General features: G+C 69.3%; 13 protein-coding genes. 4 read left to right on the top strand and 9 right to left on the bottom strand.

The window, feature by feature from the left end:
* Nucleotides 1–11: 11 nt before the first annotated feature.
* The 4 genes from qcrB to ctaE form a co-directional block, all read right to left on the bottom strand.
* The gene (qcrB, locus tag ACWGH0_RS27540; RefSeq protein ID WP_453406939.1) at nucleotides 12–1,637 is read right to left on the bottom strand and encodes a cytochrome bc1 complex cytochrome b subunit; all 1,626 of its coding nucleotides are present in this window, start codon (nucleotides 1,635–1,637) and stop codon (nucleotides 12–14) included.
* On the bottom strand, nucleotides 1,634–2,686 hold the full coding sequence (gene qcrA / locus ACWGH0_RS27535) for a cytochrome bc1 complex Rieske iron-sulfur subunit (RefSeq protein ID WP_453406938.1): 1,053 nt from the start codon (nucleotides 2,684–2,686) through the stop codon (nucleotides 1,634–1,636). The genes qcrB and qcrA overlap by 4 nt, the downstream gene beginning before the upstream one ends.
* A complete protein-coding gene (qcrC, locus tag ACWGH0_RS27530; protein WP_453406937.1) occupies nucleotides 2,683–3,492 on the bottom strand; it encodes a cytochrome bc1 complex diheme cytochrome c subunit in 810 nt (269 codons plus the stop codon). The genes qcrA and qcrC overlap by 4 nt, the downstream gene beginning before the upstream one ends.
* A 67-nt stretch (nucleotides 3,493–3,559) precedes the next feature.
* Nucleotides 3,560–4,180: an aa3-type cytochrome oxidase subunit III gene (gene ctaE / locus ACWGH0_RS27525; protein ID WP_453406936.1), complete on the bottom strand. Its 621-nt coding sequence runs from the start codon at nucleotides 4,178–4,180 to the stop codon at nucleotides 3,560–3,562.
* Between the two features lie 217 nt (nucleotides 4,181–4,397).
* Here ctaE and ACWGH0_RS27520 point away from each other — a divergent pair, with 217 nt between their 5' ends.
* On the top strand, nucleotides 4,398–4,793 hold the full coding sequence (locus ACWGH0_RS27520; protein ID WP_453406935.1) for a hypothetical protein: 396 nt from the start codon (nucleotides 4,398–4,400) through the stop codon (nucleotides 4,791–4,793).
* Nucleotides 4,794–4,811: 18 nt separating this feature from the next.
* Here the strand turns inward: ACWGH0_RS27520 and ACWGH0_RS27515 are convergent, their stop codons facing one another.
* The 4 genes from ACWGH0_RS27515 to ctaC all read right to left on the bottom strand — a co-directional run bounded on the left by ACWGH0_RS27515 (nucleotide 4,812) and on the right by ctaC (nucleotide 9,283).
* On the bottom strand, nucleotides 4,812–6,071 hold the full coding sequence (locus tag ACWGH0_RS27515) for an Ig-like domain-containing protein (RefSeq protein ID WP_453406934.1): 1,260 nt from the start codon (nucleotides 6,069–6,071) through the stop codon (nucleotides 4,812–4,814).
* Between the two features lie 112 nt (nucleotides 6,072–6,183).
* Nucleotides 6,184–6,582, bottom strand: coding sequence for a cytochrome c oxidase subunit 4 (locus tag ACWGH0_RS27510; RefSeq protein ID WP_453406933.1), 399 nt, complete (start codon nucleotides 6,580–6,582; stop codon nucleotides 6,184–6,186).
* Nucleotides 6,579–8,318 carry an aa3-type cytochrome oxidase subunit I gene (ctaD, locus tag ACWGH0_RS27505; protein ID WP_453406932.1) on the bottom strand — a complete coding sequence of 580 codons (1,740 nt, stop codon included), beginning with the start codon at nucleotides 8,316–8,318 and terminating at the stop codon, nucleotides 6,579–6,581. The genes ACWGH0_RS27510 and ctaD overlap by 4 nt, the downstream gene beginning before the upstream one ends.
* A complete protein-coding gene (ctaC, locus tag ACWGH0_RS27500) occupies nucleotides 8,315–9,283 on the bottom strand; it encodes an aa3-type cytochrome oxidase subunit II (protein ID WP_453406931.1) in 969 nt (322 codons plus the stop codon). Before ctaC ends, ctaD begins: the two co-directional genes overlap by 4 nt.
* A 305-nt stretch (nucleotides 9,284–9,588) precedes the next feature.
* Here ctaC and ACWGH0_RS27495 point away from each other — a divergent pair, with 305 nt between their 5' ends.
* Nucleotides 9,589–10,971 (top strand): aminotransferase class V-fold PLP-dependent enzyme, encoded by a 1,383-nt coding sequence (locus ACWGH0_RS27495; RefSeq protein ID WP_453406930.1) that lies wholly within the window; start codon nucleotides 9,589–9,591, stop codon nucleotides 10,969–10,971.
* Between the two features lie 136 nt (nucleotides 10,972–11,107).
* On the opposite strand, the gene ACWGH0_RS27490 is transcribed toward ACWGH0_RS27495, so the two are convergent.
* Entirely contained in the window at nucleotides 11,108–12,082 is a 975-nt protein-coding gene (locus ACWGH0_RS27490) for a carbohydrate kinase family protein (RefSeq protein WP_453406929.1), read from the bottom strand.
* A gap of 179 nt (nucleotides 12,083–12,261) precedes the next feature.
* Between ACWGH0_RS27490 and ACWGH0_RS27485 the strand changes: the two genes are divergently transcribed.
* Together ACWGH0_RS27485 and ACWGH0_RS27480 are read left to right on the top strand one after the other, a co-directional pair.
* The gene (locus tag ACWGH0_RS27485) at nucleotides 12,262–12,471 is read left to right on the top strand and encodes a hypothetical protein (protein ID WP_453406928.1); all 210 of its coding nucleotides are present in this window, start codon (nucleotides 12,262–12,264) and stop codon (nucleotides 12,469–12,471) included.
* Between the two features lie 145 nt (nucleotides 12,472–12,616).
* The gene (locus ACWGH0_RS27480; RefSeq protein WP_453406927.1) at nucleotides 12,617–14,074 is read left to right on the top strand and encodes a hypothetical protein; all 1,458 of its coding nucleotides are present in this window, start codon (nucleotides 12,617–12,619) and stop codon (nucleotides 14,072–14,074) included.
* Nucleotides 14,075–14,118: the final 44 nt, after the last annotated feature.

Here is a 14,118-nt window from a genome sequence, read left to right as displayed (position 1 = left end):
GCGGTCGGAGATCAGTGGTGGCCGTGGCCGCTGGTGATCTCCTTGTACTCGTCGGCGGTCGGCTTGGGGATCTGGTTCCCCTCGCCGTAGTAGCCCTTGCTCAGCTTGGCCCGGAGCTTCTGGCCCCGCGACACCTTGCGCTCGACGCCGTTCTCGTCGACCGACGGGCCGATCTCGGCCGGCGCGTACTGCTCGTGCGCCGTCAGCGTGTGGAGCTGCTGCCGGCTGAGCGGCTCGTGGACCTCGACGAACTCACCGTGCGGCAGGCGCTTGATGATGCCGGACTCGCGTCCGTGCAGCACCTTGTCCTTGTCGCGGCGCTGGAGGCCGAGGCAGATCCGCCGGGTGACGACGAACGCCAGGACCGGTCCCACGAAGTAGGAGATCCGCACGAACCACGTGATCGAGTTGATCGACAGGTGGAAGTGGGTGGCGAAGATGTCGTTGCCACCACCGAGCAGCATGATCACGTAGCCGGTGATCCAGGCGACGCCCAGCGCGGTCCGGGTCGGCGCGTTGCGCGGCCGGTCCAGGATGTGGTGCTCGCGCTTGTCACCGGTGACCCACGACTCGATGAACGGGTAGACCGCCAGCGCGACGAGGACCAGACCGAAGAGCGTCAGCGGGATGAACACGCCCAGGGCGAGCGTGTGACCCCACAGGTTGATCTCCCAGCCGGGCATGACACGGATCAGACCCTCGGCGAAGCCCATGTACCAGTCGGGCTGGGCGCCGGTGGACACCTGGTCCGGACGGTACGGGCCGAGCGCCCAGACCGGGTTAATCGTGAACAGGCCCGCGATGGCCGCGATGACACCGAAGACCAGGAAGAAGAAGCCTCCGGCCTTGGCCATGTAGACCGGGAGCAGCGGCATGCCGACGACGTTCTTGTTCGTACGGCCGGGACCCGCGAACTGCGTGTGCTTGTGGTAGAAGACCAGGATCAGGTGGGCCACCACGAGGCCGAGCATGATGCCCGGCAGCAGCAGGATGTGGATCGAGTAGAACCGCGCCACCATGTCGTGGCCCGGGAACTCGCCGCCGAACAGGAAGAACGAGATGTACGTGCCGACGACGGGGGTCGCCAGGATCGCGCCCTGCGTGAAGCGGACACCGGTGCCGGAGAGGAGGTCGTCGGGGAGCGAGTAGCCGGTGAAACCGGTGAACATGCCCAGGACGAACAGCAGGAAGCCGAACAGCCAGTTGATCTCACGCGGCTTGCGGAACGCGCCCGTGAAGAACACGCGCATCATGTGCACGAACATCGCCGCGAGGAAGATCAGCGCGGCCCAGTGGTGGATCTGCCGGATGAGCAGACCGCCGCGGACGTCGAAGCTGATCTCCAGGGTCGACGCGTAGGCCTCCGTCATCCGGATGCCCTGCATCGGCACGTACGAGCCGTGGTACACGACCTCGTTCATGCTCGGGTGGAAGAACAGCGTCAGGTACACACCCGTGAGGATGATGATGATGAAGCTGTAGAGCGCGATCTCACCGAGCATGAAGGACCAGTGGTCCGGGAAGATCTTGCGCATGTTGGCCTTGGCCAGGCTGTAGATGCCCAGCCGGCCGTCCGCCCAGTCGGCGACCCGCTCGCCTGCGGGCGCCTTGCGCTTTTCGTCAGTCACGGTGCTCATCCGCGCTCCCAGAAACTAGGACCGACGGGCTCTTCGAAGTCGCCGAGCGCTTCGAGGAATCCTTCGTCATTCACGCCGATCCGCAGCTGCGGGAGGGCGTGGCCGGCCGGGCCGAAGATGACGCGCGCACCGTCGGAGAGGTCGAAAGTGGACTGGTGGCACGGGCAGAGCACGTGATGCGTCTGCTGCTCGTACAGGCTGATCGGGCAGCCGACATGGGTGCAGATCTTCGAGAACGCCACGATGCCCTGGTGGGACCAGTCGAGCTCGCGCTTGTCCTTGATGTCCGCCGGCTGGAGCCGGACGATCATCAGGGCCGCCTTGGCGATCTCGTTGTTGAACTCGTGGTTGTCCTCCTCCAGGCCCTCGGGCTTGGCGAAGGTCAGCGAACCGACCGCGACGTCCTCGGGACGCAGCGGCTCGTTCGTGTTCATGTTGATGAGCTGCTTGCCCTTGCCCCACAGCGTGTGGCGGAGCTTCTCCTCGGGCAGCGGACCCAGGTCGCGCAGCAGCACCACACCGGAGAGCGGCACCATGGCCAGCGCGCCGAACATCGTGGTGCGGATCAGCTTGCGGCGGCCGATCGCGGACTCCTCGGCGCCTGCCGCGAAGTCCGACATGACCTTGGCCTTGACGACCGGGTCGGCCTCGATCGGGTGACGGTCGTCGGCGACCTCGACGTCGGACATCAGGGTGCGGGCCCAGTGGACCGCTCCCGCGCCGATGCAGAAGAGGGCGAGGCCGAGCGTCACGCCCAGCGAGAGGTTCAGCGCGCTGACGTGGCCGAGCGGCCAGACGTACACGATCTTCTCGACCGGGAAGGCCACGAAGGAGGCGATGAAGCCGATCGTGGACAGCATGGACAGCGTGAACAGCAGGGCTACCGTGCGCTCGGAGCGCTTGGCGGCCCGCTCGTCGATGTCCTGGATGCGCGGCTTGTGGGGCGGCAGCCCCGGGTCCGCGAACGGGTCTTCCGCCACGGCCACCGCGCCGTGCGCGGTGGCCTGCTCACTGGGCAGGTTCTTCTCTGGAATCTCTTGGCTACTCATGACTTCTTGGCCTTAGCGGTGTGGGCCGCGACCCAGACGGCGACGGCGATCAGCGAACCGAGTCCGAAGATCCAGCCGAACAGACCCTCGCTGACGGGGCCGAGGCCGCCCAGCGCGAAGCCGCCGGGGGTCTCCGTCTCCTCGCCGTTCACCGTCTTGACGTACGCGATGATGTCCTTCTTCTGCTGCTCCGGCATCGTCGTGTCGGGGAAGGACGGCATGTTCTGCGGGCCGGTCTGCATGGCCTCGTAGAGGTGCTTCGGGCTCACGTCTTCCAGGCTCGGGGCGTACTTGCCGTTCGTCAGGGCACCGCCCTCGCCCGTGAAGTTGTGGCACTGGGCGCAGTTGGTACGGAACAGGTCGCCACCCTTGGCGATGTCCGCACCCTCAGGGCTGTACTGCTTCTCGGTCGGCGTGATCGGGCCGGCGCCGAGGGAAGCGACGTACGCGGCGAGCTGGTCGATCTCGGCCTGCGAATAGATGCGCGGCTTCTCGGGCACCTGGGCGCCGGGCTGCTGCGCCGGCATGCGGCCGGTGCCGACCTGGAAGTCCACTGCGGCAGAGCCGACGCCCACCAGGGACGGGCCGTCACTGCCGCCCTGACCGCCGGTGCCGTGGCAGCTGGAGCAGCCAGTGGCGTAGAGCTTCTTGCCCTCCTCGATGGCGAGGGACTGGGCGGTTTCGTCGGCCTGGGCCTTGCTCGCGGGCGCGAACGCGGCGTACAGCCCCCCGGTGGCCGCCAGCGCGAGGAGTAGGACGACGACCGCCGCCAGCGGATGGCGTCGTCGTGCGGAGAGCTTTTTCACGGATTACCCCGGTGTCAGGATCTTCTGCGTCGATGGTGCTGGATGTGGGCCGGGTTTCGGACCCGACCTACTTGATCATGTAGATCGTGGCGAAGAGGCCGATCCAGACGACATCGACGAAGTGCCAGTAGTAGGACACGACGATGGCGGCGGTTGCCTGCTCGTGGGTGAATCTCTTGGCCGCGTAGGTGCGGCCGAGGACCAGCAGGAAGGCGATGAGTCCGCCCGTCACATGCAGTCCGTGGAAGCCGGTCGTCAGGTAGAACACCGAGCCGTACGGGTCGGACGAGAGCGAGAGGTTCGCGTCCTTCACCAGCTCGGTGTACTCGAGGACCTGGCCTCCGATGAAGATCGCACCCATCACGAACGTGATGATGAACCACGCCCGGAGCTTCTTCACGTCCCCGCGCTCGGCGGCGAAGACGCCGAGCTGGCAGGTGAGGGAGGAGAGCACCAGGATCGTGGTGTTCGTCGCCGAGAACGGGAAGTTCAGGTGTTCGGCCTGCTGCTTCCAGAACTCGGGACCCGTCACCGATCGCAGGGTGAAGTACATCGCGAATAGGGCCGCGAAGAACATCAGCTCGGAACTCAGCCAGATGATGGTTCCGACGCTGGTGAGGTTCGGTCGATTGACCGACGGGTGCGCGTGCCCGGTATCTACTGTCGTTGCTGTCGCCACGACCGACATTATGTCGGTCGCTTATCCCGCCCTCACTCCCGGGGGTGCCATTCGGTGTGTCCATGCTCTGGGAAGGCGCCGCGACCTGAGCCGAACGGCCCATCGGAGGTACCGTCGAAGGCGTGAACGAACCCCTGCTGACCGGCTGTCCGACGGAGTAGCATCCGCGCATCGGTTCCTGATCCAACACCGAGCCCGCGCGGGCTCCTCGATGCATGGAGGAACAATGACCGCCACGGTCCTGGTCTACAGCGACAACGCGCACACCCGTGAACAGGTGCGGCTGGCGGCGGGTCGCAGGCCCGCCGCGGACGTGCCGCCGGTCGAGTTCCTGGAGTGCGCCACGCTGCCGGCCGTCCTCAAGGCGCTGGACGAGGGCGGTGTCGACGTCTGCGTGCTGGACGGCGAGGCGACGCCCGCGGGCGGCATGGGGGTCTGCCGGCAGATCAAGGACGAGGTCTTCAACTGCCCGCCCGTGCTGCTGCTGATCGGGCGCCCGCAGGACTCGTGGCTGGCCACCTGGAGCCGCGCCGAGAGCGCCGTGACCCTTCCGGTGGACCCCGTGGAGCTCGCGGACGCCCTGGCGGCGCTGCTGCGCGGCAGGCTCGCCGTCGAGGCGTGACACCGGCACGGGGCCCCGTCAGACCACCGGTCGCAGTCTGGCCGCTTCGACGGGGTCTCCGCCTTCCCTGACCCCTGCCATCAGGGCGCTGCCCTTGCGCCACTTGTCCCAGGGCAGGTTCCAGTCGCCGAAGCCGTTCCCGAACGGGGCCATCATGTCGCCGGCGCTGTTCACGACCTTGACGATGTCGCCCTCCCGGACGGTCTTGAAGAACCAGGCGGCGTTGCTGGTGCTCATGCCGGTGCAGCCGTGGCTGACGTTGGCGGACCCCTGCGAGCCGACCGACCAGGGCGCGGCATGGACGTACTCGCCGCTCCAGGTGACCCGTGTGGCGTAGTAGACGGGCAGGTCGTACGAGTCCGCCGAGCCCTCCGCGATGCCGACGGTCGTTCCGCGCATGCGTACGAAGTACTCCTTGCCCAGTACGACCTTGACGCCGTTGCGGGTGGAGAAGCCGGGCTTGCCCGTGGTCACCGGGATGGTGTTGATCACCTTGCCGTTGCGCAGGACCGTCATCTGGTGCGAGCCGGCGTCGGTGATGGCCTCCACCCGGTCCCCCGTGGTGATCCGCAGCGGCTTGGCGGTGCCTCCGTAGAGCCGGTCGGCGACCTTGATGCCGTCCAGGGTGCTGCGTGCCGTGATCGTGGCGTTGGCGGGCCAGTACTCCTTCGGACGGAAGTGCAGTTTCTTGTCGTCCACCCAGTGCCAGGACCCCTGCACCGCCGGCTCGGAGCGCACCTTCAGGGCGCGTTCGACGACCGCTCTGGCCGCCGCTCCCTTGACGGGGGCGCTGAGTTCGGCGGTGACCGGCTGGCCGACGCCGTACGTGCCCGCCTTGGGGCCGAAGGTCACCTGGAGGCGCTTCCTCGGCGGTACGGAGGTCTCGAAGGTGAGGGTGCGGGCGCCGGGCGCGCCGTCCTCGTCCTCGGTGCTGACCTTGACCGTGTAGCGCGCTCCCGCCGCCAGCGGGGCGGTGCTGTGCCAGCGGGAGCCGTCGGCGGAGAGTTCCCCCGCCAGATAGCGCCCGGCGGCGTCGGAGGCCGTCACGTCCGTGATCCGGCCGTCCTTGTTCCTGGCGGTGATCTCCAGGGGCTTCTCGGGGTCGGCCTTCGACGTGCCCGAGTCCGTGTTGAAGGAGACCTGGTCCGCCGCGTCGTACGGCGCCGCGGAGAGCGGATGGCCGTCACCGGACCCGCTGCACGCCGTCCCGGCCGCCGCGAGGGACGCGATCAGCAGGGAGCAGCTCAGAACCGTCCGGAGTCGAGGTGAATGGGTCATGATCACACATTAGGAACATTTCGTGTGTACGGCGCGCCGGGAGATGCCAAACGAGGGGCCCGCCCACCTGATGTGCAGGTGGGCGGGCCCCTCGGGCGTGTCGCTGGTGTTGCTACTGGTTCTGGTTCTCGCCCCGGTAGTACTCGAAGACCCAGCCGAACAGGCCGATCAGGATCAGCGGCGCGGAGAAGTACAGCAGCCACCAGCCCATCGCGACGCCGAGGAAGGCGAACGCGCCTCCGATGGCCAGCGAGAGCGGCTGCCAGCTGTGCGGCGAGAAGAAGCCGACGTCACCGGCCTCGTCCGCGACGTCGGCCTCCTTGTTGTCCTGGGCCATCGCGTCGACACGCTTGGCCGTGAAGGCCAGGTAGTAGCCGATCATGATGCTCAGGCCGAAGGCCAGGAAGAGCGCCGTGGTTCCGGCGGGCTCCTTCGACCACACGCCATAGACGATCGCCATGGCGAGGATGAAGATGCTCAACCAGATGAACATCTTTCCCTGGATCTTCACTTGCCGACCTCCTTGCCGCCGAACAGCGCGGTGTCCTTCTGTCCGTGGTTCTCGAGCTGTTCGAGAGCGGCGATCTCAGGGTGGTGCAGGTCGAAGGCCGGGGATTCGGAACGGATCCGCGGCAGCGTGAGGAAGTTGTGCCGCGGGGGCGGGCAGGACGTCGCCCACTCCAGCGAACGGCCGTAGCCCCACGGGTCGTCGACCTCGATCTTCTTGCCGTACTTCGCGGTCTTCCAGACGTTGTAGAAGAACGGGAGCATCGACAGGCCCAGCAGGAACGAGGCGATCGTGGAGATCGTGTTCAGCAGGGTGAAGCCGTCGGCGGCGAGGTAGTCCGCGTAACGGCGCGGCATGCCCTCGGCGCCGAGCCAGTGCTGCACCAGGAACGTGCCGTGGAAGCCCACGAACAGCGTCCAGAAGGTGATCTTGCCGAGGCGCTCGTCCAGCATCTTGCCCGTGAACTTCGGCCACCAGAAGTGGAATCCGGAGAACATCGCGAAGACCACGGTGCCGAAGATGACGTAGTGGAAGTGCGCGACGACGAAGTACGAGTCGGAGACGTGGAAGTCCATCGGGGGCGAGGCCAGGATGACGCCGGTCAGACCACCGAAGGTGAAGGTGATCAGGAAGCCGACGGCCCAGAGCATCGGGGTCTCGAAGGACAGTGAGCCCTTCCACATGGTGCCGATCCAGTTGAAGAACTTCACACCGGTCGGTACCGCGATCAGGAAGGTCATGAACGAGAAGAACGGCAACAGCACGCCGCCCGTGACGTACATGTGGTGCGCCCACACCGTGACCGAGAGGCCGGCGATCGCGATCGTCGCGCCGATCAGACCGATGTAACCGAACATCGGCTTGCGGCTGAAGACCGGGATCACCTCGGAGATGATGCCGAAGAACGGCAGCGCGATGATGTACACCTCCGGGTGGCCGAAGAACCAGAAGAGGTGCTGCCACAGCAGCGCTCCGCCGTTGGCCGCGTCGAAGATGTGCGCACCGAACTTGCGGTCCGCCTCCAGCGCGAAGAGGGCCGCCGCCAGCACCGGGAAGGCGAGCAGGACCAGGACACCGGTCAGCAGCACGTTCCAGGTGAAGATCGGCATGCGGAACATCGTCATGCCGGGAGCGCGCATGCAGATGATCGTGGTGATGAAGTTGACCGAGCCGAGGATCGTGCCGAAGCCGGAGAAGGCCAGACCCATGATCCACATGTCGGCGCCGACACCCGGCGAGCGGACCGCGTCCGACAGCGGGGCGTAGGCGAACCAGCCGAAGTCGGCCGCACCCTGCGGGGTGAGGAAGCCGGCCACCGCGATGATCGAGCCGAAGAGGTACAGCCAGTACGCGAACATGTTCAGCCGCGGGAACGCCACGTCGGGCGCGCCGATCTGGAGCGGCATGATCCAGTTCGCGAATCCGGCGAACAGCGGCGTCGCGAACATCAGCAGCATGATCGTGCCGTGCATCGTGAACGCCTGGTTGAACTGCTCGTTCGACATGATCTGCGTGCCGGGACGGGCCAGTTCGGCGCGCATGAAGAGCGCCATCAGGCCGCCGACGCAGAAGAACACGAACGACGTGATCAGGTAGAGCGAGCCGATGGTCTTGTGGTCAGTGGTGGTCATCCACTTGACCACGACGTTTCCCGGCTGCTTGCGCCGTACCGGCAGTTCGTTCTCGTAGGACGAGCCGTCTGCCGCCGCGGCACCCTTGGGTTCGTTGAGGATGCTCACAGTTTGTTCGTCTCCGCATTCCTGGCCGGGTCGGTCTGCTCGATACCGGACGGGATGAAGCCGGTCTGGCCCTTCTCCGCCAGCTCCTTGAGGTGCTGCTGGTACCGCTCCGGGGAGACGACCTTCACGTTGAAGAGCATCCGGGAGTGGTCGACACCGCAGAGCTCGGCGCACTTGCCCCGGAAGGTGCCCTCACGCGAGGGGGTCACTTCGAAGACGTTGGTGTGGCCGGGGATGACGTCCAGCTTCATCAGGAACGGCACCACCCAGAAGGAGTGGATGACGTCGCGGGAGGTCAGGACGAACCGGACCTTCTCACCCTTCGGCAGCCACAGGGTCGGGCCCGGGTTGCCGTTCTGCGGGTTGCGCTCGCCCGGAGTGCCGACCGCGTGGACGCCCTCGGCGCCCGCGGGGAACTCGTCGGCGTAGCGCTTCGGGACGGCGTTCAGCTCCTTGGGGAGCTTCGCGCCCGTGGCGGCGTCGCCGTCCACGTTCTCGACGTAGTTGAAGCCCCAGCTCCACTGGAAGCCGACCACGTTGACGGTGTGGGCCGGCTTGTCGTCGAGCGCGAGGAGCTTGGACTCGTCGCGCGCGGTGAAGTAGAAGAGGACCGAGACGATGATGAGCGGGACCACGGTGTACAGCGCCTCGATGGGCATGTTGTACCGGGTCTGCGGGGGTACTTCTACCTTGGTGCGGCTACGCCGGTGGAAGAAGACGCTCCACAGGATCAGTCCCCACACCAGGACGCCCGTGACGAGCGCTGCCGCCCACGAGCCCTGCCAGAGGGACAGAATAATGGGCGCCTCTTCGGTGACCGGGGTAGGCATCCCGAGGCGGGGGAAGTCTTCCCATGTGTACGAGCAACCAGAGGCGGTCGCCAGGACCACGCCCGCGGTCAGCACCTGGAGCAGCTTCCGCCGCATCGGGCGCCGCGACGAGCGGTCGGAGCCGTTGGGACTCACGTAGCGCCTTCCCGAGAGTCTCGCCCGCGCGGTGGGTCGCGGCCGTCTCGCTGGTCGGTCGCCGGCCCTGACGCGGGCAGGGGTTTGGATGTTTATGCGGACCAAACCCTACTGGACGCATTTTGGGGTCGCGCGGGGAGGGTGCCCAACGCGCCGTACCCCTCCCCGAAGGGGTGGCTTCTCGGTGGAATCCGGGCCTCCGGCCGTCATCTGACCCGGCATCCGGCCGGACCCGCGCGCCGCTCCCCCGCACCCGGCCCGCCCGTGCGGAGCGGGGTCGCGGCGGCGGGGATTAGCGTGGCGGTGTGCCCTACTTCGACGCCGCATCCTCCGCCCCGCTGCACCCCGTCGCCCGGCAGGCCCTGCTGGCCTCGCTGGACGAGGGGTGGGCCGACCCGTCCCGCCTCTACCGCGAGGGGCGGCGCGCCCGGCTGCTGCTCGACGCGGCAAGGGAGGCGGCGGCCCAGGCCGTGGGGTGCCGCCCCGACGAGCTCGTCTTCACCTCCTCCGGCACGCGCGCGGTGCACACCGGGACGGCCGGCGCGCTGGCCGGGCGCCGGCGTGCCGGCCGGCATCTGGTCGTCTCCGCCGTCGAGCACTCCTCGGTGCTGCACGCGGCCGCCGGGCACGAGGCCGCGGGCGGTACGACGACGCAGGTGGCGGTGGACCGGGCGGGCCGGGTGGACCCCGGGGCGTACGCGCGGGCGCTGCGCGAGGACACCGCGCTGGCCTGCCTCCAGTCCGCGAACCACGAGGTCGGCACGGAGCAGCCGGTGGCCGAAATCGCACAGCAGTGCCGGGCGGTGGGTGTGCCGCTCCTGGTGGACGCGGCGCAGTCGCTGGGGTGGGGGCCGGTGGAGGGCGACTGGTCGCTGCTGACCGCCAGTGCGCACAAGTGGGGCGGACCGGCGGGGGTGGGCCTGCTGGTGGTCCGCAAGGGGGTGCGGTTCGCCGCGCAGGGTCCGGCCGACGAGCGGGAGTCCGGACGGGCGCCGGGGTTCGAGAACCTGCCCGCGATCGTGGCGGCGGCGGCTTCGCTGCGGGCCGTGCGGGAGGAGGCGGCGGGCGAGGCGGCGCGGCTGAGGGAGCTGGTGGACCGGATCCGGCTGCGGGTGCCGGAGCTCGTACCGGACGTGGAGGTCGTGGGCGATCCCGTGCGGCGGCTGCCGCACGTGGTCACGTTCTCGTGTCTGTACGTCGACGGTGAGGCGCTGCTGCACGAGCTGGACCGGGCCGGTTTCTCCGTTTCATCCGGTTCGTCGTGCACGAGCAGCACGCTCACGCCGAGCCATGTCCTGCGGGCGATGGGCGTCCTGACGGAGGGCAATGTCCGGATCTCGCTGCCGGCAGGGACGTCGGCGCAGGACGTGGACCGCTTCCTCGACGTGCTGCCCGGGACGGTCGCCGGGGTGCGGGAGCGGCTGGGCGCGCCGGCCGCCGCCGCGTCCTCGCCGTCCGATGCGTCGTCCCTGGTCGTGGACTCGCTCGGCAAGAGGTGTCCGATTCCGGTGATCGAGCTGGCGAAGGTGATCGGCGACGTGCCCGTCGGCGGCACGGTGACGGTGCTCTCGGACGACGAGGCGGCGCGGCTCGACATTCCGGCGTGGTGCGGGATGCGGGGGCAGGAGTACGTCGGGGAGCGGGCCGCGGAGCGCGGCGCGGCGTACGTGGTGCGGCGCCTGAGCTGACCGTACGGGCGGGTGCGGCCGCGGGTACGGCCGCCCCTCCCCGTTGCCACGGTCCTCCGGCGCCGACGGGCCCCGCGGCGCGGCCCCCAGCGGCGTCCGGCGGCGCCCCCCGGCCGCCGTCAGGACCCGGCCGCCGTCAGGACAGGTGGGCGCGGACCTCTTCCGCCGCCTCGTGGCCGTACGCCTTCGTGAAGCGGTCCATGAAGGGGGCGCGGCGCAGCGTGTACTCCTGCGTGCCCAGCGTCTCGATCACCAGCGTCGCCAGCATGCAGCCGACCTGCGCGGCGCGCTCCAGGCCGACGCCCCAGGCGAGCCCGGACAGGAAGCCGGCGCGGAAGGCGTCACCGACGCCGGTGGGGTCGACCTTGCCCTCCTCCTCGGGGCAGCCCACGAGCACCGGCTCCTCGCCGACCCGCTCGATGCGCACACCGCGCGAGCCGAGCGTGGTGACGCGGTGTCCGACCCTGCCGAGGATCTCCTCGTCGTTCCAGCCGGTCTTGGACTCGATGAGCCCCTTCTCGTACTCGTTGGAGAAGAGGTACGTCGCACCGTCGAGCAGCGTGCGGATGTCGTCGCCGCTCATGCGGGCGATCTGCTGCGAGAAGTCCGCCGCGAACGGGATGGAGCGCGTCTTGCACTCCTCGGTGTGGCGCAGCATCGCCTCGGGGTCGTCCGCGCCGATCAGCACCAGGTCGAGGCCGCCGACCCGCTCGGCCACCGCCTGGAGCTCGATCTGGCGTGCCTCGCTCATCGCGCCGGTGTAGAAGGAGCCGATCTGGTTGTGGTCGGCGTCGGTCGTGCACACGAAACGGGCGGTGTGCAGGACCTCGGAAATGCGCACGGAGCTGGTGTCCACGCCGTGGCGGTCGAGCCAGGCGCGGTACTCGTCGAAGTCCGAGCCGGCGGCGCCGACCAGGATCGGGGCCGTGCCGAGCTGGCCCATGCCGAAGCAGATGTTCGCACCGACACCGCCCCGGCGTACGTCCAGATTGTCGACCAGGAAGGAGAGGGAGACCGTGTGCAGCTGGTCCGCGACCAGTTGGTCGGCGAAGCGGCCGGGGAAGGTCATGAGGTGGTCGGTGGCGATGGAGCCGGTGACTGCGATACGCACGGCGAGGACGCTCCTGCGGGCGGTGGGTGAGGACAGTCCACGCTACCCGGTCGTAGGCTTCCCGCACCAAGAGGCAAAACTACCCGATAGTAGGGCTTTTTTCCGTGCGGCCGGGCTGCCTACGGTGCGAGGAACGGGTCCGCGGTGTGGCGGCCCCCAGAGCTCCGGGAGCGTTCCGCATGCAGAAGCACAGCGCCACGTCGTCCGCCCGTGCCGAGCGGGCCGGGGGCCTGGAGGAACTGCGCGGGGACTGCGCGCGCATGGTCCCGCACTGGGCGGTGCCCGCCGAGGCGGCGCCCGCTCCCGTACCGGCCTCGCTCATCCACGGCGTCACCGTGCCGCCCGCTTCGGCCCGCCTGGTGCGCGGGATGTCCGAGTACGGGGGCTGAGACCGGCTTCCGCGGCGCGCGGGGGGAGCGTGAGGGAACCGCACGCTCCCCCGTTCCGTCCCACCGGTGTCTCCCGTCGACGGACCCCCGTTGTGAGGGATACGACACAGGCCCAGGACGGCACAGCAGCCGAAGGAGCGATGCGGTGAGCACCGACGAGCGACCGGAAGAGGACCCGACCGGCGTCCACAGGCGGCGTTCCCCGCTGATCGCCGCCTCAGTGGCCGCAGCGGTGCTGCTGGCCGGGGGCGGCGCGGCGTACTGGGCGTCGAGCGCCTCGGGCGGTGGCGGCGGTACGGGAAGCCGCGCAGCGGCGGAAGACAGCACTCCGCCGCCGCTCAACCTCGACGGCCATACGGACGCGGACACGCCCGGCGTCGCGCCCGGTGAGCCGGACCCGGGCGGCGGGGTGACCTACCGCGCCGAGGGGAAGCTGCCCGAGGGACCCGGCTCCGCCCCGGTGTACCGGGCCTCGGGCGCGGTCACCGCGGGCGATGTGGCGCGGCTGGCCGAGGCGCTCGGCGTACCGGGCAGGCCCCGCGTCGAGGGCACGGTGTGGAAGGCCGGTGTCACCGGGGACGGCGCCGGACCGGTGCTCCAGGTGAACAAGGAGGCACCGGGCACCTGGACGTTCGCGAAGTTCGGCCCGGGCGGCGGCGACGACTGCGCCCGGGGCAAGCAGTGCCCCGACGACTCCTACCGGCCGGGCGGCGAGGAGTCCGCGGTGAGCGAGAAGGCCGCGAAGAAGGCCGCGGCGCCCGTGCTGAAGGCGCTGGGGCAGGAGGACGCAGGGCTGGACGCCCGCCAGTTGATGGGCGCGGTGCGCGTGGTGAACGCGGACCCGCGGGTGGGCGGTCTGCCGACGTACGGCTGGGCGACCGGCATCCAGATCGGCTCCGACGGCGAACCGGTCGGCGGCAGCGGGCAGTTGAAGGGGCTGACGAAGGGCGACACGTATCCGGTGATCGGCGCCGACGACGCGCTGAAGCAGCTGAACCGCGCCGGTCAGGGGGCCGGGAAGATCGGCATCGGCGGGTGCGCGACCCCCGTGCCGCACCGCGAAAGGGCCGATGGGGGCGACGCGGCGGACACGCCGTGCGAGCCCACCGGTGAGCGGCCGCCGGCCGCGCCGAAGCCCGTGCCGGTGAGCAAGGCGGTCTTCGGACTGGCCGCGCAGTACGTCGACGGGCGGCAGGCACTCGTACCGTCGTGGCTGTTCGAGGTGGAGCCGGGCGGCGGCGCGCAGCCGTTCACGATCACGCACCCGGCGGTCGACCCCGAGTACCTGGCGAAGCCCTCCCCCGAACCGGCTCCGACGGAAAGCGGCGAGCCCCCGTCGCCGCCGCGGCAGATCGAGTCGTACAGCGCCGACGGGCGGGAGCTCACGGTGCACTTCTGGGGCGGCGTGTGCAGCGACTACGCCGCGAAGGCGAGCGAGGAGAACGGGACGGTGAAGGTGCGGATCACCGAGACCAACCCCGATCCCGACCGGGTCTGCATCGCCATCGCCAAGGAACTGAAGGAGACGGTGAAACTCGACAAGCCGCTGGACGGCCGGAAGGTCGTCGACGCGCGGAGCGGCGAGCGGGTGCCGCGCGCGTAGGCGCCGCGCCCGGGCGCGACGACGGAAGGCGGCCGCCCCCAGTG

This window comes from Streptomyces sp. NPDC054887 (assembly GCF_053610585.1).
This window is presented reverse-complemented; position numbering and strand designations above follow the sequence as displayed.